The sequence below is a fragment of the Methyloterricola oryzae genome, from assembly GCF_000934725.1.
GTDB lineage: Bacteria > Pseudomonadota > Gammaproteobacteria > Methylococcales > Methylococcaceae > Methyloterricola > Methyloterricola oryzae.
Genome location: NZ_JYNS01000005.1, coordinates 93082 through 114322 on the forward strand (window position 1 = coordinate 93082; position 21241 = coordinate 114322).

Here is a 21241-nt window from a genome sequence, read left to right on the forward strand (position 1 = left end):
AACCTAGTGCGCTTGCCGCCGCGCGGCTTGCTGTGCCTGTTCGGGCAAGGGCCAGAGCCGATAATGGCGGAGCCCTTCGATCACGCCATCGCCGTAAGCGGCGCGCGCGAAATAGCAGCGCGACCCCGATGTCTGGCCTCTCAGCCACTGCGATACGACGTCTTCCGGCGTATTTCCCACCAAGGTCCCGCGTACGCCCGAGATCAGCAGGTCCAGGTCGTTGCCGGAGTCGCCGGCAAAGAACACGTCCCCCGTGCGCACGCCAAGGCGCCTCGCCAGGTAGGCCACCGCGTTGCGCTTGCCGGCCCGGCCGGGAACGATGTCCAGCAGCGCCCTGCCGCTGCCTTCCTCGGTGCTGACGATGAGTTGCAGGCGCTTGTCCGTGTCGGCAAGTCGCCGGACGATGTCTCTCTGCAGGTCCGGGCAGGCGGGACGCGGGTAGTAGAAGCTCAGCTTATGCGGTCCCTGCTTTGCCTTTTCCTGCGGGCTCAGTTCGGCAATATCGGCCAGCGCGCCGAGCAAGGCCTGGCTGTCCAGTGGCGCGCCGAGCCGGGTCTGCCATTCCATGTCGGGCGTGCCGGCACCGTCGTGGATCTCCGTGCCTACGTTGCATACCCAGATATCTGGATTGGGGAGCCCGAATGCCTGGACGCCTTCGCGGCCCAAGGCCAGGTGTCTTCCGGTCACATAGCAGACGGGAATGCCGGCATCCTGCAGGTGTTGCAGCAAATAGCGGGTTCGATCCAGGCAGCCCGGTGCCTTGGGTGCGCCCGTGTTGGGCAGCAAAGTGCCATCCAGATCGGAGGCGAACAGGAATTTCATGGCGCTACCCTGCGCAGGCGTTGATTCACCTCGCTTTCCAGGGTCGCGAGCAGGGTGGCGTTGGGGGCTTCCAGGGTGATTTCCAGTTGCGGCAGGTCGGAGCTCGGCAGGACGTAGACCCAGCCGAACTCCAGCGCCAGGCGCAGGCCCTCGGGGATCGATTCGCGCTGGGCCTCGGGGAGTTCGCCGAGTTCGCGCATCACCCTGCCCATCTCCCCCCAGGGGCAGGGGATCGACATGCTGCGGCGGTAGCTCAAGGGAACCTGGCGCTCGAACTCGTGCAAGGACAGATTCCGACTACCCAGATATTCCAGCAGCCGCAGCGCGCCCGCTACCGCGCCGTAGCCTAGATAGTAATGGGTCAGATGCAGCCAGGCTTCGTTGTGCCGGGTGCTGGACAGCACGGCGTGCACCTGCGCGCCGGCGTCCTTGTGGGTTATTACGACGGGCCGCCCGTTCGCCTCGGCCAACTGGTCGAGGAATTCCGGATGGTCCGGGGGCAGAAACACGGGATCGTCGGCCGGGGCGCTGAGGATGAAGGCGGCCGCCAGCAGTTCCTGGGTTCGCTGGGGACGGTGCACGGCGCCCACTTCGTCCACCAGGGTGAGTTGTTCGCCGTGCTTTTCAATCACCATGGCGATCTTGTGGTTGAGTTCGGCGGCGCTGGCGATTCGCTCGTAGGGCACGGGCGATGTGGGCCAGCGCTCGTCCGCTTGCTCGCCCAGGCCGGGAATCCGGCTGCTGCCGAGGAGCTCGGTAAGGATGTGCGCCAGGCTGAAAAAGGGGCAGTAGTGGAGCACTCGGTCATGCCAGGGGCGCAGCGCGTCTCTGTGGAGGAACTGCTCGATGTGTTCCAGATAGCGTTCATTCACCCGGCCCGGATAGGTAAGGTTCCCCACGCTGTCCACCGCCACCTTGGGGAATTCGCCGCGGAAAAATACCGCTTCGATCTTGCGTCGGGTCTGCCGGACCAGGGGCAGCCCGTCGCTGTCGAACAATTCGATGACGGAGACGCTGGCGTGGCTGTCCGACATGCGGATGTACGCGCCGCCATCGGTGTGGCGGCTGAAGCCGGTGATGAAGCAGGTTTCCGGCACGCTGGTTTCCTCCAGGTCTTCCACGCTCACCCCGACCGCCAGGAGTCCCGAGATGAAGGCGCGCTTGATGATGCGCGAGAAGGCGTGGTTGTCGCGGCCCACTGTGACGCGCGTGCCGCGTCCCAGGGAGCTGCCGAACGCCTTGCCCAGGCTGACTGCGAATTCCGGCGTGATGTGCAGATTGGCCAGGCCATTGACGCCTCGTGAGGCAAAGATGGAGGGCCGCAGCAGGGATTCCCAGACCAGGTTCTCCTTGAGGGTGCTGTGGCTGTCCACCTCCTTGTCCGGCCAAACTAGTACGCCGGGCAGCACCGACACCTGCCGGCCGAGATGGCAGTGGGCGCCTATCACTGACTCGTCGGTCACCTCGCAGTGCGCTTCGAGGATATTGTCGTTGGCGATAATGCAGTTGCGCAGGTCGCTGGCTTCACCGATGAAGCTGTTGTTCATCACGATCCCGCGGGTCACGGTGGCGCGGGCGTCGATCTCCGCGTCCGGGCAGATGACGCTATAGGGGCCGATCTTGGCCTGGGGGCGGATACGGGCGTTGTCACCGATCCAGCAGGGGGCGATCAGTTCAGCGTCCGGGGCGATGCGGGCGCCATTGCCCACCCAGACCCTGTCGGCGATCTGGTGACCGCTCAGGGGCAGGCGCAGGCGGCCATCCAGGAAGTCCCAGTGGGACTGCTTCAATTGCACGAGGTTACCGATGTCGCTCCAGTAGCCCTCCGCCACATAGGCGCCGAGCGGCACGCCCTCTGCGAGCAGTTCGGGAAACAGGTCGCCGGCGAAATCGTAGGCGGTGTTGTCCGGGATGCGCTTGAGGACTTCCGGCTCGATCAGGTAGATGCCGGTATTCACCGTGTCGCTGCAGACTTCGCTGACCCCGGGTTTCTCCAGGAAACGGCTGACCCGGCCTTCCTCGTCCATCGCCACGACGCCGAATTCCCCCGGTTCCTGTACCCGCGTGAGGCAGAGGCTGACGGCATTGCCGCTGCTCTGATGGAAACGCCAGAAGGCGCTCAGGTCGAAATCGGTGAGGGCATCGCCGGCGATCACCAGGAAGGTTTCGTCCAGGAAGTCCGCTCCCAGCTTCACCGAACCGGCGGTGCCCAGGGGGCTGCGCTCCAGGGTGTAGCGCATGTCCACCTGCAAGTCGCTGCCATCGCCGAAATGGTCGCGGATGGCGCGGGGGCGGTAGTGCAGGGTCGCCATCAGGCTGGTGAAGCCGTGCCGGCGCAAGTGCAGCACGATGTGCTCCATCAGGGGACGTCCCAGCAGATTGGCCATGGGCTTGGGGATGTTTTCCGTCAGCGGCCTCAGGCGCGTGCCTTGTCCGCCGGCGAGAATGACTGCCTTCATTGGCTCGGTTCCGCAAGTCGGTTGTGGGCGAAATATTTTTGATTTCAAACGACAGAATTTTTCTTGTCAAGCGAGGAGTTTAACGGATTGTGTCTGAATTCACGCTATTGTAAGTTTCCAGTGTGGAGACTGCAGGCGAAGAATTCTCGTGTAATACTTTGAGTTGTAATGATGGAGCGGCGTACTCCAGAGCCGCAATGAGCGGGCGGCAGCCCCTAAAGGAGGTTTATGAACCCACGCATCGAAAAGTCCCCCGTCGAGACCCACGAAGAAGTACTAATACAACTGCGCCGCATTGCCCGGGCCATGGATGTCTATTCCAAGCAGCTGCAGAAATCCGGCATAACCAGCTCGCAACTGGCGGTCTTGCGTGCCCTGGCGGCGCAGGGACCCATGACTGCCAACCGTCTCAGCCGCGCTGTGGAGTTGAGTCAGGGAACCGTAACCACCGTGCTGGACCGGCTCGACCGCAAGGGACTGATTCAACGCAGCCGCCGGGAAGGTGACAAGCGCCAGGTATGGCTCGACCTGACCGAGGCCGGTGCCCAGGCCTATAGCGACGCGCCTTCGCCCTTGCATCTGGATTTCGTGAAGGGATTTTCGCAACTGCAAGATTGGGAGCAATCCATGATCCTGGCGGCTTTGCAGCGGGTGGCGGGCCTCATGGACATCCCGCACGAAGAAAAGCAGAAGCGGCGCAGGACCGTCCGGCCGCACCTGGAGCCGCTTCTGGAACTGGCGCTGCGCGAGCCCGAGGAAAGCGAGGCCTAGCCGAGGGCTAGATGTACCCGCGGTGCCCTGAGGCCTCGGGCATTGGCTGAATCCGGGCCTTCGCATAGACTGGATGATGTCACCGGGCGGCATGTACTAACACACGCCAATGCTGCGGCGTTCCGGTGAGTTCCCCCGCAGTCCAGCCTTGAGATGCAGGCACGGGCGGTCGTTGCGGCGGGCCTGAAATGCTCGCGGCGACGAGACGAATGTCATGAATGACGAAGGTCTGGCTGCCTCCCCTCGGCGGCGGGTTATGGGAGTGACCCTGGGGCTCACACTGGTCGGCGTCACAGGTGTTGTTCTCGCTATCGCGATCAGCCTGTGGGGAGAGCGCCAGGCGGCAGAGCGCAACACCCTGCTGGAACTGGAAAATCTGACCCTGGTGATGGCCGAGCATGTCCGCAGCAGCATGGAAGCGGTGGATCTTGAATTGCGCGGCCTGCTGGAACGCCTGAATTCTGAGCGCTGGCGCGAAGACGCGCAGGGCGCGGCGGCCTGGAGCGAGTTGCTGGGCGAACGCCGTCTTACGCAAGTCAGCAAGCTTGCGGTGTACGACCTCCATGGTGCGTGTCTCGCAGCGAGCGTCCCAGAGTGCCCCCGTCTAGCTGCGCCGGTGCCCGAAGGATCGGGGGATCTGCAGGTTGCCGCTCCGACCTTGAATCCCACCAGTGGCCGTTGGGAAATCATGCTCAGCCGCCGCGGCACGGGCCCTGGGCGCTTCGACGGTATGGCCGCGGCGTGGGTCGACCTGGATTTTTTCGCACGTTTCTACACCGCACTCAGCCTAGGACCGCACAGCGCGGTGCTGCTGAGGGACCGCGAGATGCGGCTTCTGGCCCGCAACCCGGCGAGCACGCGCGATCTGGGCATCGAGGTGCCGGGACATCATGCCTTGCCGTTCCTGGCGCGTGGGCTGACCCACAATACTTATCTCGGCATCAGCGTAGTTGACGGCCGGGAGCGGATGTACAGCTTCCGCCAGGCCGGCACCCTGCCTTTGTATACGTTGGCTGGAGCGGCCACATCCGATTACCTGGCGCAGTGGCGCCGGCATTGCTGGTACTTCGGCATTCTGGGCGCGCTGGTCAGCGCGCTCATCTTGGGGCTGGGCAGTCTGCAGCGAAGTTCCGAACGGCGGCTGCGCGTCTCGCGCGAGGAATTGCGGCTGCTGCTGGACTCCATGGGCGAGGCGGCTTTCGGGCTGGATCCCAGGGGACGCTGCACCTTCGTCAATCGCAGTTTTCTGAACCTCATGGGTTACGCCAACGCCGGCGAGGTGATCGGCAGGCCGGTCCACGCGCTGGTGTGCAAGGAAGGGGCTGCTTCGAACCATTGCCCGGAGGGTCTCTGCCAGATTCAGGAGGTCCAGCGCAGCCTGCAGCCCAGCCCGGTTTGCCCTGCCGTGTTCCGTCGCCGGGATGGCGGCGAACTGCAGGTGGAATACCGCAGCAGTCCCATCATGAAAGGGCGCGCAGCCATCGGCGCCATCGTCACCTTTGTCGACATTGGCGAGCGGCAGCGCATGCTGGAAGCCCTTCAGCAAAGCGAGGTCAAGTTTCGGACCTTGTTCGAACTCTCGGAGGACGCCATCTTTCTGATGAACGGCCCCACCATCATCGATTGCAACCACCGCGCTTGGGAAATGTTTGCCTGCGGACGCGAGGATCTTGTCGGTCAATCGCCGGACCGGTTTTCCCCGGCTCTGCAACCGGACGGGAGCGCATCCAGCGAAAGCGCCTACGCCAATATCGAGGCCGCACTGTTGGGGGATGCTCTGCATTTCGAGTGGCAGCACCGGCGGGGTGACGGCAGCCTGTTCGACGCGGAAGTGTCGCTGTCGGGTTTCGAAATGGACGGCAAGTCCTATCTGCACGCGATCATTCGCGACATCACCTTCCGCAAGGAAGCGGAACAGCAATTGCGGATCGCCGCTACGGCCTTCGAGGCCCAGCAGGCCATCGTCATCACCGATGCCGACGCGCGCATACTGCAGGTCAACCGCGCCTTCACCGAAGTCACGGGCTACAGCGCGCAAGAAGCGGTGGGCCAGACCCCGAAGGTGCTCAAGTCGGGCCGCCACGATGCCACCTTTTATGAGCAGATGTGGCGGGCGATCCTCGGCGAGGGCGTGTGGCAGGGCGAAATCTGGAACCGCCGCAAGAGCGGCGAGGTGTATCCGGAGTGGCTCACCGTCGCCGCGGTCAAAGACGACAAGGGGCGGGTGACGCATTTTGTGGCCTCGCACACCGACATCACCATGCACAAGGCCGCCGAGGAGGAAATCCGGCATCTGGCTTTCTATGACCCCCTCACCCGCCTGCCCAACCGGCGGCTGCTGATGGAACGCTTGCAACGCGTGCTGGCCGGCGGCAAGCGTTGCCGGCAGCACGGCGCGCTGCTGTTCATCGATCTGGACAACTTCAAGACGCTGAACGATACCCTCGGTCACGACCAGGGTGACCTGTTGCTGCAGCAGGTGGCCGAGCGGCTGCCGCCCTGTGTTCGCGAGAGCGACACAGTCGGCCGCCTGGGGGGGGATGAGTTCCTCATCATCCTCGACAAGTTGAGCGAGAGCGCCGCGGACGCTGCCAGCGACGCGCGCTGCATCGGCGAGCGCATCATGGGTGCATTGAACCGCCCTTACCAGATTGCCGGGCGTGACTACCACAGCACACCCAGCATCGGCATCACTCTGTTCGGCGAGCCCCAGAGCGGCGTGGACGAGTTGCTCAAGCAAGCGGACCTGGCCATGTACAAGGCCAAGGGGACCCGCAACAATCTGTGCTTCTTCGATCCCGATATGCAGGCCGAAGTGGAGGTCCGCGCCCGGCTGGAGTCTGACCTGCACGATGCCGTTTGGGGGCACCAATTCGTCATCCATTACCAGGGGCAGGTCGACCGCGACGAACGCCTCATCGGTGCCGAGGCGCTGCTACGCTGGCAGCACCCGGAGCGCGGCATCGTCTCCCCGGCCCAGTTCATCGCCCTGGCGGAGGAAACCGGACTGATCCTGCCTCTGGGGCAGCATGTGCTTGAGGCCGCCTGCCGCCAGTTGGTGAGCTGGGAGGCGGACGCGCGCACCGCGCACCTGAGCCTGGCCGTCAACATCAGCTCGTTGCAGTTCCGCCAGCAGGATTTCCTCGACAAGGTACTGGATGCCCTGCAGCGCACGGGAGCGAATCCGCAGCGGCTCAAGCTGGAATTGACCGAGAGCATGCTGCTGGAAAATATCGACGAGTGCATCGTCAAGATGCGCGCGCTCAAGGAGCGTGGCGTGGGATTGGCCCTGGACGATTTCGGCACCGGCTATTCCTGCCTGGCCTATCTGAAGCGGATGCCCTTCGACCAACTAAAGATCGACCGTTCCTTCGTGTTCGACATGCTCAATAGCGCGCACAGCGCCGCCATTGCGCGAACCATCGTGGAACTGGGCAACAGCCTGGGGCTGACCGTGATCGCCGAGGGGGTCGAAACCCAGGCGCAGCGGGACGCCCTGGTGGAACTGGGCTGCCATGCCTTTCAGGGCTACATGTACAGCAGGCCTTGCTCCATCGAACAGTTCGATGCTTTCTCCCGGTCCTTCGAGTGAACGGCGTGCCGGGACTTCATGGGCGGCGCCGGGCTAATCCGGCAAGGGCCAGGAGCGCAGGATCTGGTAGCGTGACTCGCCGTTCTCCTGGCGCGATTCGCACAGGGTCAGGGCTTTGGGACTCCATTCCAGGGTGGGATGCCGGGACAGATCGTAGTCGGGGCAGGCGCTGGCCCTGCGGGCCAGGGTCAGGTGAGGGCGGAATGCGCGCCGTTCCAGGTCGAAACCGGCCTGGCGCAGGCGTTGCGACAAGAGGTCGTTCAAGTCAACCAGTTGCGTCGGTTCTTCCCGCGGCACCAGGCACAGCACGCCTGGCCGCCGCCACAGTTCCAGTCGGTCCAGCAGCAGGGCGCCGCCGGGCGTGCGCATGTCCGCGCCCACTTCTTCCAGTTGCGGCAGACGCGCCGCTGGCTGCTCGCCAAGAAAAGCGAGGGTGAGGTGGAGTCTGGCTGCGTCGATCCAGCGGGCCTGCTGGGTGGATCTCAGGCGGTCGATGACGCTGCTGACCTCGCGACGCAAGTGCGGGTCGGGCCAGAGGGCAAAGAACAGCCGCATGCCGCTATTCCTCCCCGTACAGCCAGAGGATGCCTCGCAAGGCCCACATGACGGACTGCCGGCGCACAGCGCGGCGATCGCCGTCGAAGCGGCGGGTTTCGCTCATGGCCCGCCCTTGGCGCAGGGCCCAGGCGAAACAGACGGTGCCCACCGGCTTCTGCGGTGTGCCGCCGTCCGGTCCGGCTATACCGCTGATGGCAAGCGTGCAGTCGGCGCTGCTGCGGCGCAGCGCGCCCTGGGCCATGCTGAGCACCGTGGCCTCGCTCACCGCGCCCTCGATGTCCAGCACGGATTCCGGTACGTCCAGCAGCTCGCGTTTGGCGGCGTTGCTGTAGGTGACGAAGCCCCGGTCGAACCAGCCGGAACTGCCGGGCACTGCGGTCAGCGCCTGGCACACCCAACCGCCGGTGCAGGACTCCGCCGCCGCCAAGCGATGGCCGTGCGACATCAGCAAGGCGCCAACCCGTTCCGCGAGCGGGTATAATTCCATCTCCGTTTCCAAGGACCTTGCCTCCGCTGAAAGCGATGCCGGGCAGTGTAACCGAGCTTGCGGCCGGGCCGCCACCGGCCCCCGGCACGTGTCCCTGTGCACGATGGACGCCACCCTTGCCTGAATGATCCCGCCCATGAGCACCGACGCCCTCGACAAGCACACTCCCATGATGCGGCAGTACCTGGCCATGAAGGCCGAGCATCCGGACCGGCTGCTGTTCTACCGCATGGGCGATTTCTACGAGCTGTTCTTCGAGGATGCGCGACGCGCGGCCCAGCTACTGGACCTGACCCTCACCAGCCGCGGCGAGTCCGCGGGCGCCCGTATTCCCATGGCCGGCATTCCCTATCATGCGGCGGACAATTATCTGGCGCGGCTGGTGCGCATGGGCGAGTCCGTGGCCATCTGCGAGCAGATCGGCGATCCGGCCACCTCCAAGGGACCGGTGGAACGCAAGGTGGTGCGCATCGTTACCCCAGGCACGGTCACCGACGAGGCCCTGTTGGAGGAACGGCGCGAAAACCTGCTGGCCGCCCTCGCCCCGCTGGATCAGCGTTACGGCCTGGCCTACCTGGACCTGGCCAGCGGACGCTTCGCCGTGCAGGAGTTGTCCAGCCTGGAGCGCTTGCTGGGCGAGCTGGAAAGGCTCAATCCCGTCGAGCTGCTGCTGATGGAGGACTGGCCGGGGCCGGAGGGCATCGCCGGGCGCAAGGGCGTCACCCGCCGACCCGCCTGGCATTTCGATCCGGTGAGCGCCAGGCAATTGCTGCTGCGCCAGTTCAATACCCGCGACCTGGAGGGCTTCGGCTGCGAGGATGCGCCGGCCGCCGTGGCCGCGGCCGGTTGTCTGCTGCAGTATGTCAAGGAGACGCAGAAGACCGCGCTGCCTCATCTGCGGGGCCTTCGGAGCGAGACCGGAGAGGAGACCATCATCCTCGACGCCGCCAGCCGTCGTAACCTGGAACTCGACTACCATCCCTCCGGCAACAGCCAGTTCACCTTGTTCGGCATCCTCGACCGCACCGCCACGCCCATGGGCAGCCGCCTGTTGCGGCGCTGGCTGCACAGCCCCTTGCGCGAGCCGGCGCGCTTGCGTGAACGCTATCAGGCGATCGGCAGCTTGCTGGAGAACCGCCGCGACCAAGACCTGCGCGGCCACCTCCAGCAGATCGGCGACGTGGAGCGCATCGCCGCCCGCATTGCCCTGCGCTCGGCGCGTCCACGGGATCTGGCGACCCTGCGCCTTTCCCTGGCGGTGTTGCCCGAGTTGCGGGCGCGGCTGGCTGCCTGCGACAGTCCGCTGCTGGAAAGGCTGCATGGGGAAATTGGCGAGCACCCCGAAACGCTGGACCTGCTCCGGCGTGCTCTGGTGGACAATCCGCCCATGCTGATCCGCGATGGCGGCGTCATCCGCGATGGCTATGACGGCGAACTGGACGAGCTGCGCGCCCTGAGCCAGAACGCCGACCGCTTCCTGGTGGACATGGAGCAGCGCGAGCGCGAACGCACCGGCATAAGCAACCTCAAGTTTGGCTACAACCGGGTCCACGGCTTCTATATCGAACTCTCGCGCACCCAGGCGGATAACGTGCCGGTGGACTATACCCGCAAGCAGACCCTCAAGGGGGTTGAGCGCTACATCACGGCGGAATTGAAAGCCTTCGAGGACAAGGTGCTGAGTGCCCGCGAGCGGGCCCTGAGTTGCGAAAAGGCGCTGTACGAGGGGCTGCTGGAACGGCTCGCCGGGCAGTTGGAGGGCCTTCAGGCCTGCGCCGCGGGGCTGGCCGAGGCGGACGTGCTGGCGACCCTGGCCGAACGCGCCGATGCGCTCAACCTGAATCCGCCCGCGTTGAGCGAGTCGCCAGGCATCCGCATAGCTGGAGGCCGCCACCCGGTGGTGGAACAGGTTTCGGACCTGCCCTTCGTGCCCAACGACCTGCAGTTCGATGGCGACACGCGCATGCTCATCATCACCGGCCCCAACATGGGCGGCAAGTCCACCTACATGCGGCAGGCGGCGCTGATCGTGCTGCTGGCCCATATCGGCTCCTATGTGCCGGCGGACAGCGCCGAGATCGGCCCCATCGACCGCATCTTCACCCGCATCGGCGCATCCGACGACCTCGCCAGCGGGCGCTCCACCTTCATGGTGGAAATGACCGAGACCGCCAATATCCTCCACAACGCCACCCCCAACAGCCTGGTGCTGATGGACGAAGTGGGGCGGGGCACCAGTACCTTCGACGGCCTGTCCCTGGCTTGGGCCTGCGCCGAGCATCTGGCGCGGGAGGTTAAGGCCTTTACCCTTTTCGCCACCCACTATTTCGAGCTGACCGGCCTGGCCGATGAACACGAGGGCATCCGCAACGTGCATCTGGACGCGGTGGAGCACGGCGAGCACATCGTTTTTCTCCACGCTCTCAAGGAGGGGCCCGCCAACCAGAGCTACGGCCTGCAGGTGGCGGCCCTGGCGGGCGTGCCCCGCGAGGTGGTGGGGCGGGCGAGGCAGAAACTGATGGGCCTGGAGAACAAGGCCTACCAGGAGCAACGGCGCGAGAGCGGCGCCCGCCAGCTCGACCTGTTCGCGCCGCTGGAGCCCAGCCCGGCCCTGGCGCTGCTGGAGGGTGTGCGGCCGGATGAACTCAGCCCGCGGGAGGCCCTGGACCTGATCTACGAATTGAAGCGCCTGAGCGGCTGAATGCCGTGGCGGCGCGGTGGTAAACTGTCGCGTATACATCGGCTCGGGCGGGTCTTTTATCGCCTCAGAAGCCTTGGATACATTCAATAGTTACTCGATACCGTGGAACCGCATGGGATGAACCCTCCATTACTGACAGCCGGCTATCCTCATCCACTCTTTCCGACCGAGGCAGGGCCATACGATCCGGCCAGTCCCCGGCGGAAATGGAATCGCGCCGCCTTGCTGGCGATCTCCGCCTTCTTCCTGCTGTTCTGCGGTCACGCCTGGGCCAAGCTGATCCCCACCGGGGTGGTCCAGGACAAGGCCCACAGCACTGAAAAGACCAGCGACTATGCCACCCTCCCCATCGGCTTTCAGTGGCAGATTCTGGACAAGCACCATGCCGAGATTTACTTCGAGAAGCCGAATTCGTATCAGGACCTGAACTACCTGGTCAACACTGCCAACAATTTCGCGAGCTACAACATCCTGCTCACCCCTTACGCAAGCGGCGTGGCGGCCGGCGTCAACCGTTGGGCCATCAAGAATCAGCCGACCCTGTTCACCGTAAAATGCGGCGACACCAGTTGCACCGGCCAGGTCAGCCACAAGAAGGCCTGCGTCGACAAGACCTGCACCTTGCCGGACAAGTTCGGCAACCTGACCCTCACCGGCAGCGGCACGCTGAACGGCGTCGGCAACCTGAACCCCAATGTCATCCGGGGAAACACCGCGGCCAACAGCCTGAACGGCGGTGCCGGCGATGACAAACTCAAGGGTGGGCAGGGCAAGGACACCCTGGTGGACCTGGAAGGCAACAACAAGCTCGACGGGGGCGACGGCAACGACGATCTGACGGCGGGTGACGGCAACGACACCCTCAATGGCGGCACCGGCAAGGACACCCTGACCGGTGGAGGCGGGGTGGATGCCTTCCGCTTCGGCAGCGCCCTGGACGCTACGACCAATGTGGACACCATCACCGACTTCACCCCCGGCAGTGACCAGATCTTCCTCAAGACCAGCATCTTTTCCATCCCCCACAAATACATGGGAAAGAACCTCGGCACCATCACCGACGCTGCCCAGTTCGAGTCGGGGCCCGGTCAGAAACAGGCCACCACTCCGCAGACGCGCCTGATCTACGACACCACCGGAGGCAACTTGTACTACGACGCCGACGGTTCGAATAAGGCTGCGCCCCCGGTCAGGTTTGCGGTGTTGAGCAACCTGCCGCTGCTCTCCGTCACGGATTTCGCGCTGTTCTAGCCGTCTCCACGCTCTCCGGGAACTTTCAGGGCCCTGATCGCGCCGAATGTTCAGGCACCTTCAACTGAACCGGAGCGATGAGCATGGCAAACAAAGCATCCCCGCCGCAGGCGTGGCACGCCCTCAGTGCCGAGGCGTGCCTGGCGGCGCTGGCTGCAGATGAGACCACGGGATTCAACAGCGACGAGGTTTCCCGGCGGTTGGAAATCCACGGCCGCAACCGGCTGACCCCCAGGCCCGGCAAGGGTCCGGTGCGGCTGTTTCTTTCGCAGTTCCATGATCCCCTGATCTACATCCTGCTGATTTCCGCGGCGGTGACCGGAACGCTGAAGGGCTGGGTCGATGCCAGCGTCATCTTCGGCGTGGTGTTGCTCAACGCCATCATCGGCTTCGTGCAGGAACTGAATGCCCTGCGGGCCATCGACGCCCTCGCCCGGGGGCTGAGCATCAGTTCGGCGGTGCTGCGCGGCGGGGCGCGACAGGTGATTCCCGCCGAGGAACTGGTTCCCGGCGATATCGTATTTCTGCAGTCCGGCGACAAGGTGCCCGCGGATCTCCGCCTGCTGCGCGTGCGCGACCTGCAGGTCGACGAGTCCCCGCTCACCGGCGAGTCGGTGCCGGTGGAAAAGCGCAGCGCGCCGCTGGAGGCGTCCACCCTGCTGGCGGACCGGGCCAATATGGCCTACTCCTCCACCCTGGTGACCTATGGCACTGGCCTTGGCCTGGTGGTGGAGACCGGCGATGCCACGGAAATCGGCCGGATCAACCGGCTGATCGCCGAGGCCAGCGAGTTGGAAACCCCGCTCACGGTCAAGATTGGACAGTTCAGCCGGCTGCTCATGTGGTTCATCCTGCTTCTCGCGGGGCTGACCTTCCTGGCTGGCTGGCTGCGCGGGGAGGATGCGGTGGAGACCTTCATCGCCTCCGTCGCCCTGGCGGTGGCCGCCATTCCCGAGGGCCTGCCGGTGGCTGTCACCATCACCCTGGCCATCGGCGTTGCTCGCATGGCCCGGCGCAACGCCATCATCCGCAAGCTTCCAGCGGTGGAGACCCTGGGCAGCACCACGGTGATCTGTTCCGACAAGACCGGCACCTTGACCCAGAACGCGATGACGGTGCAGGCCGTCTACGCGGCGGGCGAATGTTACCGGGTCAGCGGCGCGGGCTATGAACCCGAGGGCGGCTTCAGCCTCGATGGAAAGGCGGCGGTGGCGGGACAGCGCCACGCTCTGATGGAGTGCCTCAAAGCGGGCCTGCTGTGCAACGACGCGCGCCTGGTGCATGACCAGGACGGCTGGCGCATCGAGGGCGATCCCACCGAGGGCGCCCTGCTGGTCTCCGCGCGCAAGGCAGGGCTGACGCCCGAGGAGGTCCATGCCGAGCATCCGCGCGTGGATGCCATTCCCTTCGAGTCGGCCCATCAATTCATGGCCACCCTGCATCGGCTGCAGGCGGCGGACGCCAGCCACATCTACCTCAAAGGCTCGGTGGAGAGCATCCTGGGACGCTGCAACGCTGCCCTGGACGCGGCTCTGCAGCCTGTCGCCCTGGATGCGCATGCCATCAACCAGCAGGTCGAGCGGATGGCCTCGGAGGGCATGCGGGTGCTGGCCTTTGCCCGGGTGGAGGCGGCCAAGGACCTTGGCCGCCTGGAGCATGGGCAGGTTGCGCAAGGCCTGAGCTTCATCGGCCTGCAAGGCATGATAGATCCGCCGCGCCCCGAGGCGGTACGCGCCGTGGCCGCCTGCCGACGCGCCGGCATCGGGGTGAAGATGATCACCGGCGATCATCTGGCCACCGCCGTGGCCATCGCCCGCCAGATCGGACTGGGCGGGGAGGATCTGGAAGCCCTGGACGGTCGGGCGCTGGCGGCCGTACCTGATGCGGACCTGCCGCAGGTGGCCGACCGTGTGACGGTGTTCGCGCGCGTGGCGCCGGAACAGAAGCTGCGCCTGGTGAGAGCACTGCAGGCACGCGGGCATGTGGTCGCGATGACCGGTGACGGCGTCAACGACGCTCCGGCTCTGCGCCAGGCCAATATCGGCATCGCCATGGGCATCACCGGCACCGAGGTGTCCAAGGAGGCCGCCGCCATGGTGCTCACCGACGACAATTTCGCCTCCATCGGCGCCGCCGTGGAAGAGGGCCGTGGCGTGTACGACAACCTGGTGAAGTTCATCACCTGGACCTTGCCCACCAACATCGGCCAAGGTCTGGTCATCCTCACGGCGGTGCTCGCGGCGGTCGAACTGCCCATCCTGCCGGTGCAGGTACTGTGGATCAACATGACCACAGCGGTGTTCCTGGGGTTGACCCTGGCCTTCGAGGCGCGGGAGCCGCAGGTGATGCTGCGCCAGCCGCGTCACCCCGACCAGCCCATCCTCACCGGCCACTTGATGTTCCGCACCGTGTTCGTGGGCCTGCTCCTAACGGCGGGCGCCTTTGGCCTGTTCGAATGGGAGTTGTCCCATGGCGAGACGGTGGAAAAAGCGCGCACGGCCGCCGTAAACATGTTTATCGTCGGGCAGTCCCTGTATCTGTTCAACTGCCGGTCCCTCACGCGCTCCATGTTCTCTCTGGGCGTGTTCTCCAACCCCTGGCTGTGGGTCGGGCTGGCCGTCATGCTGGCTTCCCAGGCGGCCTTCGTCTACCTGCCGGTGATGAACTGGCTGTTCCACAGCGCGGCCCTCGGGGTGGATGAGTGGCTGCTGAACCTGCTTGGCGGACTGGTGGTGTTCACCCTGGTAGGGCTGGAGAAATTCGTTTCTGCCAGCTGGCGCTCACGCCGCGGCGGCACGCTCACGCGGCCGGGGCGAACCAAGGTGCAGCGCCAGCACGTTTCGGAGCGGGTGCCGTGAACGCCCTAGACAGGGCCGCCTGGAGTCACTGGCTTTCGCTATGGCCGGCTTGGCTCCTGTGGGCCGGCGGCGCACTGGGCTTGATCCTGCTGGAGTCGCTAACCGCGCAGCCCTTTGTTCCGGACCGTTGGGGCCTGGCGGCAGCCCAGGCCCTGCGGGGCGCCCGTCTGGACGCCTGGTTCGGGGCGCTGACCTGGACCGGATCCCTATCCGTGCTTATTCCGGTCACCGGCTTGGGAGTGGCTGCCCTGGCCTGGAGCGGCCGTAGCGGACAGGCCTGGTTGCTCGCCTTGGGCCTTTTGGGTGCCAGCCTGGCGGCCCATGCCAGCAAGCCCTGGTTTGCGCGCCTGCGGCCCGACCTCTACGCACCGGTGGGTAGCGTGCCCCTGGATGCCTCCTATCCCAGTGCCCACACCGCCCAGGCGATGGCGTTTGCCCTTTCGCTCTTTCTGGCCCTGCGGCCCCAGACTGCCGGCGACGCCGTCTGGCTGGGTGCCGGGCTGTTCGCCTGGGCCGCCTGCGTCGGGTTTTCCAGGGTTTATCTGCAGGTGCATTACCCCTCCGACGTGGTGGCCGGAGCCTTGCTCGCGCTGAGCTGGGTCCTTGGGCTGGGCTATCTGTTGAAACACCTTAACGTTCCGCTGGGGTGATGGTATGCGTAACAAGTTTCTCGGAACCGGGCAGGGCGGCTATCACCCCCTGCGCAAGCTCCACGTCTGTCTGTCGGGACTGCGCTATGCGGTCATATATGACTTCAGCGTCGCTTACAAGCTGGTGCTTTCCGCTGTCGTCCTGGGGATAAGCTTTCATTTCCGACAGTGGTTGGACCTTGTGTCCGTGTTTGCCGCCACGGGATTGATGCTGATCGCCGAGATGTTCAACACCACCATCGAGGCCCTGTGCGATTTCGTGGAAACGCGGCAGAACGAGAAGATCCGCGTGATCAAGGATATTTCCGCCGCGGCGACGGGCATCAGCATCCTTATCTGGGTCGTGGTGCTTGCCTCGGAACTCGGCCATCTGTGGACCCTGTCCGATCAGGTGCTGCCGGTGTGAAAAACGACCCCGTGGTCAGCACACGCCCACGGCGGAATCCGGCGGTTCCGGTCCATGGTGGCGGGGCACAGCCTGGTTGAGTAGCCCTCCGGCAGGTTCGATGTGGTGGGGTTGTTCAGGTCACCCGGCCCGCACACCGCATGAGGTCGTGTCGGGTGGCTCAGCGGGCGGCGGCGGGCATATGGTCGCTGCCGATGGCGGCAAGAAAATCCGCCTGGGCTCTTTGCGCCGATGCCAGGGCATCGGCCAGGAGCAGGGCGGCATCGCCGTGGGCGATCTCGCGCAGGTTCACCACCAGCAGGGTGCTGTCGCCCAGTTCAAAGCGCTCCCGTTCGCCGTCTTCCAGCTTGTGCGCCGCCTCCCGCTGCTGGCGGGCGAGTTCGGTGCGCTTATGCGCGGCGGCCAGGGCGGAGAGGGCGTCGCGCACCTCGTTGGCGATGCGGTCCTCGGCCAGTTTGGTTTCCTGGGCAATGCGCCGGAGGTTGGCCTCGGCCACCCGGGTGCGGCCCGTGGCCACACGGCGTTGCAGGGGAATGTCCAGGGTCACTCCGGCGTAGAACTCCTCCCGGTTGGGCTTCTGTTTGCTGGTGCCGAAGTCCTGCGCGCCTTGCAGCGTCAGGTCCACGCCCGGCGCCTGCTGGTTGCGCTGCAGTTCCAGCTCCGTCTCGTTCTGCCGCCGCTGCAGGTCGAGACGCTTGAGCTCCGGGCGGCCCGCGTGGGCAAAGGTCAGGGCCTGTTCGAAACGCGCCGGCTTCGGCGGCGGCGCGGGCGGCAGGTTGGCGGGGAGCCGTTCCGCTTCGGGCAGCACCGGCTGGCCGGCGGCGTCCCGGTAATAGAGGGAGAGCTGGATGGAGGCCTGTTCCAGCAGGCGTTGGGCAGCGACCACCCGTTCGCGGCGCTCCAGGATGGCGCGCTGGTTGTCCAGCACCTCGAATTCGGGCAGATCGCCAGCCGCCACCCGCTCGCGCAGGCCGGCGTCGCGGGATTCGGCCACTTCCAGCAGGTCACGGGCGATGCGGGCGCGCTGGCCAGCCAGTACCCAGTCCCAGTAGCGGTAGGCGGCGATGCGGCGCAGGTCGATCATGGCCTGGTCCACGTCGTGTGCGGCGATGCCCTGGCCCAGTTCGGCCTGGGCGAGGGCGGCGCGGCGGCGGTCGATGGGGCCGTTGCGCCAGAGCGGAATGTTCACGCCCATGCGCGCCTCGCCGTCGCTGGCGGTGAGGCTCTTGCCCTCGTACACCGGATAGTCCCCCGTGCCGCGCCGCCAGCCGCCGAAGAAGGTGGTGCCCCATAGCCCCGTGGGCTGTTCCAGGGATACGTCGTAGTTGTTGTTGTGGTAAAGCCCCGCCAGGGACCAGCGGGTCTGGGTCTTGAGGTTGGTGTCGAAGCCGCCTTCGGCAGCCAGTTTCTCGCCATCGGCCACGTCCTGCCGGGTCTGCGCCGCCAGAAGTCCCGGAAAGGCGCGCACGGCCGCATCCACCACCTCGCCCAGTTCCAGGGGCGGCGCGGCGGCGCCTGGCCGCGCCGTGAGGCCGAAAATCACCACCGCCAAAAGGCGAACCGCGTGCCGCCTCATTTCTCCTTGTCCTCCGAGGATTTCTTGTCGTCCCCGTCGGCCTTGTAGGGAATCGGGTACTCGGGCAACACGATGGGCGGGAAGCCGTTGAAGATACGCCACAACTCGTAGCCCAGGGTGACCCGCGCCAGCAGCACCCAGCCGTTGGTGCGCACGCCCTGCCTCAGGAAGCGGGCGCTGGGCCAGGGGTGGTCGTCGGGGTCGGGAGTCACCAGGAGGCGGAAGTGGCCTTTGCCATCGTCCGTGGCGTCGATCAGGGCCACGCGCCCGCCGAAGCTTCCGATGGCCACTTCCGGCCAGCCGCCGAACTGCACCGCGGGATAACCTTCGAACTGCAGACGCACGGGCCGCCCCAGGGTGATAAGGGGGACATCGTTGCCATCCACCCACAATTCCACGGCGCGCTCCACCGTGTCGGGGATGAGGATGGCGAGAGGCTGACCAGCCTTCAGCATTTCCGCCCCGGGATTGGCGAGCAGGCGCAGCACCACGCCCTTGCGGGGCGCCGTGATGGTCTGGGTGCGCTGGCGGGCCAGGCGGGTGTCCAGCTTGAGCAGATCCGCCTGCACGTAATTGAGGTCCTCCTGCGCCTTGTTGAACTCGGCCCGGCTCTTTTCCACGGAGGCCGTGGTGTCCGCTTCCAGCTTGCGCAAATCGGCCTGGATGGCCGCCAGTTCGCTCTCGGCGGCGCGTAGCGCCGCACCGCTGCGCTCGGTCTCGGTACGGCGCTGGGTCATTTCCAGTTGGGCCAGTTCCAGGGTGCGGCGGGAGGACAGGCCTTTGCCCTGCAGGCGCTCCTGCCGGTCCAGGTTGTAGCGCGAGGTCTGCGCCGCCGCCTGCGCGGCGGTGAGGGCGTGGCGCGCGGCGAGCCGCCGCTCGTCGGCCATTCGCACCCGCGATTGCGCGGCCTGAAGGGCCTGGGGCCGGGCCGCCTCGGCCATGCGCAACTGCTCCCGCGCCGTTTCCAGGCGAGCCCGGGTCGCCGTCTGGCGCGCCAGCACGGTCTCGCGCTCCGCCTCCAGGCGCTGCAGCAGCATCGGATCGTTGTCGCTCAATTCCGCCAGCACATCGCCGGCCTGCACCTGGCTGCCTTCCCGCACCAGCCAGCGCAGCAGCCGCCCCTCCACCGGCACACCCACGGTCTGTTGGCGCTCGACCGGCGCGTAGGCCACCACGCGCCCGATACCGGTGATGTTCTGCTGCCAGGGGGTGAAGGCCAGAAGGACCACCAGGACCAGCAGGATCACTGCCAGCCAGCGAGCCAGGAGACGCGCCGCCGGGTGGGTCTCGGCCTGGGCCAGCGCCGCCAGCGGCTCGCGCGGGAACAGGGACTGCCGATCAGCCATGCGGCGCCCCCCGATTCATGTGAGGTTCAACCAGCTGGCCTTGTTCCAGGCGAAAAACGCGCTTGCAGCGGTCCAGCGCCGCCGGGTGCTGCGTGCTGACAACCGCCGTCCAGGGTGCGTCCGGGGCCAGAATGCGGGCGGCAATGGCTTCGACCCGGTGCGCCGCGATCCGCTCGAACACCTCGTCCAGCAGCAGCAATCTGGGACGTCCCGCCAGGGCCCGGGCCAGGGACAGGCGCAGCAACTGTTCCGGCAGCAGCGGCATGCCGTGGTGATTCAGTTCGGTCTGAAGGCCTTGGGGCAAGGCCAGTACTTCGTCCAGGAGGCCGACGGCTTCCAGGGCCGCGAAGGCCTCGTCCGCATTCACATCGGGGCGGCCCAGGCTCAGGTTTTCCATGACGCTGCCAGCCAGGATTTCCGGGCGGTGCACCAGGGCCACCTGCCTGCGCAGACTGTCCAGATCCAGGCTGCGCAGGTCATGGCCGTCCAGCAGCACGCTGCCGGCCGAAGGCCAGCGCAGGCCGAACATCAGATCCAGCAGGGTGCCTTTGCCGGCTCCGCCGGGGCCCGTGAGCGCCGCGTGATCCGCCGGTTTCAGCTCCAGTTCGATACGGTCGAGCAGGGGCGGCCCGCCCGGATAGTGGAAGCTGACCGCGTGCAAGGTCACCGTGGCGGGGGCGGACGTGGGCGTAAGCGGCTGGCTTCCACCCTGTTCTGCGGGCAGGTCCAGCAGATGGCCCAGCTTGTCGATACCCGCCATCATTTCGTAGAAGTTCTCCAGGGTCTTGCCCAGGCGGGTGAGGCCATAAATCATGGCGCTGACCACCAGTTCGGCCGCCACCAATTGGCCGAGGGTCAGTTGCCGGTCAATTACCATCCAGCCGCCCAGGCCCAGAAGAGCGGTGCTGGCCACCGCGTGCAGGCTCAGGGCGCCAATGCTCTGGCCCATGAGGATGCGGAAATGGGCCGCGGATGCATCCAGGTAATCGCGGGCGATCTGGTCGCTGTGGCGGGCGACGAATTCCGGTCCGCCGCCCGAGCGGAACAAATTGGGATTGTGCGCGATATCCTCCAGCCAGCCGGCAGCGGCGTATTTGGCCTTGGACTGGCGGATGGCGCTGGCGATGCCGCCACGGCCCAGGCCGAACAGGATCACCGCGAGACATGCCGCCAGGAGCACGTCGAAAGCCAGCAGAATGGGATGGTAGAAGGCCAGCAGGATCATGCCCATGCCGGTCTGCAGCAGATAGCCGCCGCCTTCCAGCAGGAGCACGGAGCCGGCTTTCTGCAGGGTCATGACGTCGAAGAAGCGGTTGGCCAGTTCGGTCACGTGTTCGCGGTCGTGGGTCTCGGCGCTGGCCCGGTGCACGCGATCGGCGGCGGCGCCGAAGAAGCGCACGAACACGCGCCGCTGCAGCATCTCCACCACATAGAACTGGATGCCTACCAGCAGGTTGCTGAATGACACCGAGGCCAGCAGGATCAGGGAGAGCACCAGCAGAGGCTGGTAGAGGGCGCCAAAGGTGATGGTGCTGACCAGGGCCTGCACCGCGATGGGTGTGGCCAGGGACATGATGCCGATGCCGATGCCGTAGCCGACGATGATCCAGATGTCCTGGCGCTCGATCGTGTAGAACTGTTTCAGGCGCGTCAGCGGGTGCAGCGCGGGATGGTCCGTGTGCGGCGTCATGCGTCTATCGTCGTGTCTGGGATGGCGGCATGGGCGTACTGCGCGCCTTTCGCTCTTCGGTGCAAAATTTTCGA

General features: G+C 65.8%; 14 protein-coding genes. 7 read left to right on the forward strand and 7 right to left on the reverse strand.

All coding sequences use genetic code 11. The annotated features are described in order from the left end of the window. Positions 1-3: 3 nt before the first annotated feature. Together EK23_RS08965 and EK23_RS08970 are read right to left on the reverse strand one after the other, a co-directional pair. Positions 4-822, reverse strand: a complete 819-nt coding sequence (locus EK23_RS08965; RefSeq protein ID WP_045225021.1) for an HAD-IIB family hydrolase — start codon at positions 820-822, stop codon at positions 4-6. Further along, a complete protein-coding gene (locus EK23_RS08970) occupies positions 819-3281 on the reverse strand; it encodes a sugar phosphate nucleotidyltransferase (protein WP_052808057.1) in 2463 nt (820 codons plus the stop codon). Before EK23_RS08970 ends, EK23_RS08965 begins: the two co-directional genes overlap by 4 nt. A gap of 228 nt (positions 3282-3509) precedes the next feature. Here EK23_RS08970 and EK23_RS08975 point away from each other — a divergent pair, with 228 nt between their 5' ends. Beyond that, positions 3510-4052: a MarR family winged helix-turn-helix transcriptional regulator gene (locus EK23_RS08975; protein WP_045225022.1), complete on the forward strand. Its 543-nt coding sequence runs from the start codon at positions 3510-3512 to the stop codon at positions 4050-4052. Positions 4053-4266: 214 nt separating this feature from the next. Then, a complete protein-coding gene (locus EK23_RS21640) occupies positions 4267-7644 on the forward strand; it encodes an EAL domain-containing protein (RefSeq protein ID WP_052808058.1) in 3378 nt (1125 codons plus the stop codon). Between the two features lie 33 nt (positions 7645-7677). Here EK23_RS21640 and thpR read toward each other — a convergent pair whose 3' ends face one another. Together thpR and EK23_RS08990 are read right to left on the reverse strand one after the other, a co-directional pair. Then, entirely contained in the window at positions 7678-8199 is a 522-nt protein-coding gene (gene thpR, locus EK23_RS08985) for an RNA 2',3'-cyclic phosphodiesterase (RefSeq protein WP_045225023.1), read from the reverse strand. A 4-nt stretch (positions 8200-8203) separates the two neighbouring features. After that, a complete protein-coding gene (locus EK23_RS08990; protein WP_045225024.1) occupies positions 8204-8689 on the reverse strand; it encodes a CinA family protein in 486 nt (161 codons plus the stop codon). Between the two features lie 136 nt (positions 8690-8825). Between EK23_RS08990 and mutS the strand changes: the two genes are divergently transcribed. The 5 genes from mutS (at position 8826) to EK23_RS09015 (ending at position 16555) form a co-directional block, all read left to right on the forward strand. Further along, complete coding sequence (gene mutS, locus EK23_RS08995; protein WP_045225025.1) at positions 8826-11390, forward strand: DNA mismatch repair protein MutS; 2565 nt, start codon at positions 8826-8828, stop codon at positions 11388-11390. Between the two features lie 117 nt (positions 11391-11507). Beyond that, positions 11508-12641: a calcium-binding protein gene (locus tag EK23_RS24450; RefSeq protein ID WP_145998609.1), complete on the forward strand. Its 1134-nt coding sequence runs from the start codon at positions 11508-11510 to the stop codon at positions 12639-12641. A gap of 83 nt (positions 12642-12724) precedes the next feature. Further along, a complete protein-coding gene (locus tag EK23_RS09005; protein WP_097990931.1) occupies positions 12725-15499 on the forward strand; it encodes a cation-transporting P-type ATPase in 2775 nt (924 codons plus the stop codon). Beyond that, the gene (locus EK23_RS09010; RefSeq protein WP_045225026.1) at positions 15496-16149 is read left to right on the forward strand and encodes a phosphatase PAP2 family protein; all 654 of its coding nucleotides are present in this window, start codon (positions 15496-15498) and stop codon (positions 16147-16149) included. Before EK23_RS09005 ends, EK23_RS09010 begins: the two co-directional genes overlap by 4 nt. Before the next feature lie 4 nt (positions 16150-16153). Beyond that, positions 16154-16555 (forward strand): diacylglycerol kinase, encoded by a 402-nt coding sequence (locus tag EK23_RS09015; RefSeq protein WP_045225027.1) that lies wholly within the window; start codon positions 16154-16156, stop codon positions 16553-16555. A 160-nt stretch (positions 16556-16715) separates the two neighbouring features. Here the strand turns inward: EK23_RS09015 and EK23_RS09020 are convergent, their stop codons facing one another. The 3 genes from EK23_RS09020 to EK23_RS09030 are packed head-to-tail and all read right to left on the reverse strand — an operon-like array spanning position 16716 to position 21167. After that, the gene (locus EK23_RS09020; protein ID WP_052808060.1) at positions 16716-18131 is read right to left on the reverse strand and encodes a TolC family protein; all 1416 of its coding nucleotides are present in this window, start codon (positions 18129-18131) and stop codon (positions 16716-16718) included. Then, positions 18128-19477: an HlyD family secretion protein gene (locus tag EK23_RS09025; RefSeq protein ID WP_045225028.1), complete on the reverse strand. Its 1350-nt coding sequence runs from the start codon at positions 19475-19477 to the stop codon at positions 18128-18130. The genes EK23_RS09020 and EK23_RS09025 overlap by 4 nt, the downstream gene beginning before the upstream one ends. Beyond that, positions 19470-21167: an ATP-binding cassette domain-containing protein gene (locus EK23_RS09030; RefSeq protein WP_045225029.1), complete on the reverse strand. Its 1698-nt coding sequence runs from the start codon at positions 21165-21167 to the stop codon at positions 19470-19472. The genes EK23_RS09025 and EK23_RS09030 overlap by 8 nt, the downstream gene beginning before the upstream one ends. Positions 21168-21241 lie beyond the last annotated feature (74 nt).

What these genes read in the sequence shown, in the direction of transcription:
- EK23_RS08965 (WP_045225021.1), bottom strand. Translation starts at nt 822, where the DNA reads ATGAAATTCCTGTTCGCCTCCGATCTGGATGGCACTTTGCTGCCCAAC.
- EK23_RS08970 (WP_052808057.1), bottom strand. Translation starts at nt 3,281, where the DNA reads ATGAAGGCAGTCATTCTCGCCGGCGGACAAGGCACGCGCCTGAGGCCG.
- EK23_RS08975 (WP_045225022.1), top strand. Translation starts at nt 3,510, where the DNA reads ATGAACCCACGCATCGAAAAGTCCCCCGTCGAGACCCACGAAGAAGTA.
- EK23_RS21640 (WP_052808058.1), top strand. Translation starts at nt 4,267, where the DNA reads ATGAATGACGAAGGTCTGGCTGCCTCCCCTCGGCGGCGGGTTATGGGA.
- thpR (WP_045225023.1), bottom strand. Translation starts at nt 8,199, where the DNA reads ATGCGGCTGTTCTTTGCCCTCTGGCCCGACCCGCACTTGCGTCGCGAG.
- EK23_RS08990 (WP_045225024.1), bottom strand. Translation starts at nt 8,689, where the DNA reads ATGGAATTATACCCGCTCGCGGAACGGGTTGGCGCCTTGCTGATGTCG.
- mutS (WP_045225025.1), top strand. Translation starts at nt 8,826, where the DNA reads ATGAGCACCGACGCCCTCGACAAGCACACTCCCATGATGCGGCAGTAC.
- EK23_RS24450 (WP_145998609.1), top strand. Translation starts at nt 11,508, where the DNA reads ATGAACCCTCCATTACTGACAGCCGGCTATCCTCATCCACTCTTTCCG.
- EK23_RS09005 (WP_097990931.1), top strand. Translation starts at nt 12,725, where the DNA reads ATGGCAAACAAAGCATCCCCGCCGCAGGCGTGGCACGCCCTCAGTGCC.
- EK23_RS09015 (WP_045225027.1), top strand. Translation starts at nt 16,154, where the DNA reads ATGCGTAACAAGTTTCTCGGAACCGGGCAGGGCGGCTATCACCCCCTG.
- EK23_RS09020 (WP_052808060.1), bottom strand. Translation starts at nt 18,131, where the DNA reads ATGAGGCGGCACGCGGTTCGCCTTTTGGCGGTGGTGATTTTCGGCCTC.
- EK23_RS09025 (WP_045225028.1), bottom strand. Translation starts at nt 19,477, where the DNA reads ATGGCTGATCGGCAGTCCCTGTTCCCGCGCGAGCCGCTGGCGGCGCTG.
- EK23_RS09030 (WP_045225029.1), bottom strand. Translation starts at nt 21,167, where the DNA reads ATGACGCCGCACACGGACCATCCCGCGCTGCACCCGCTGACGCGCCTG.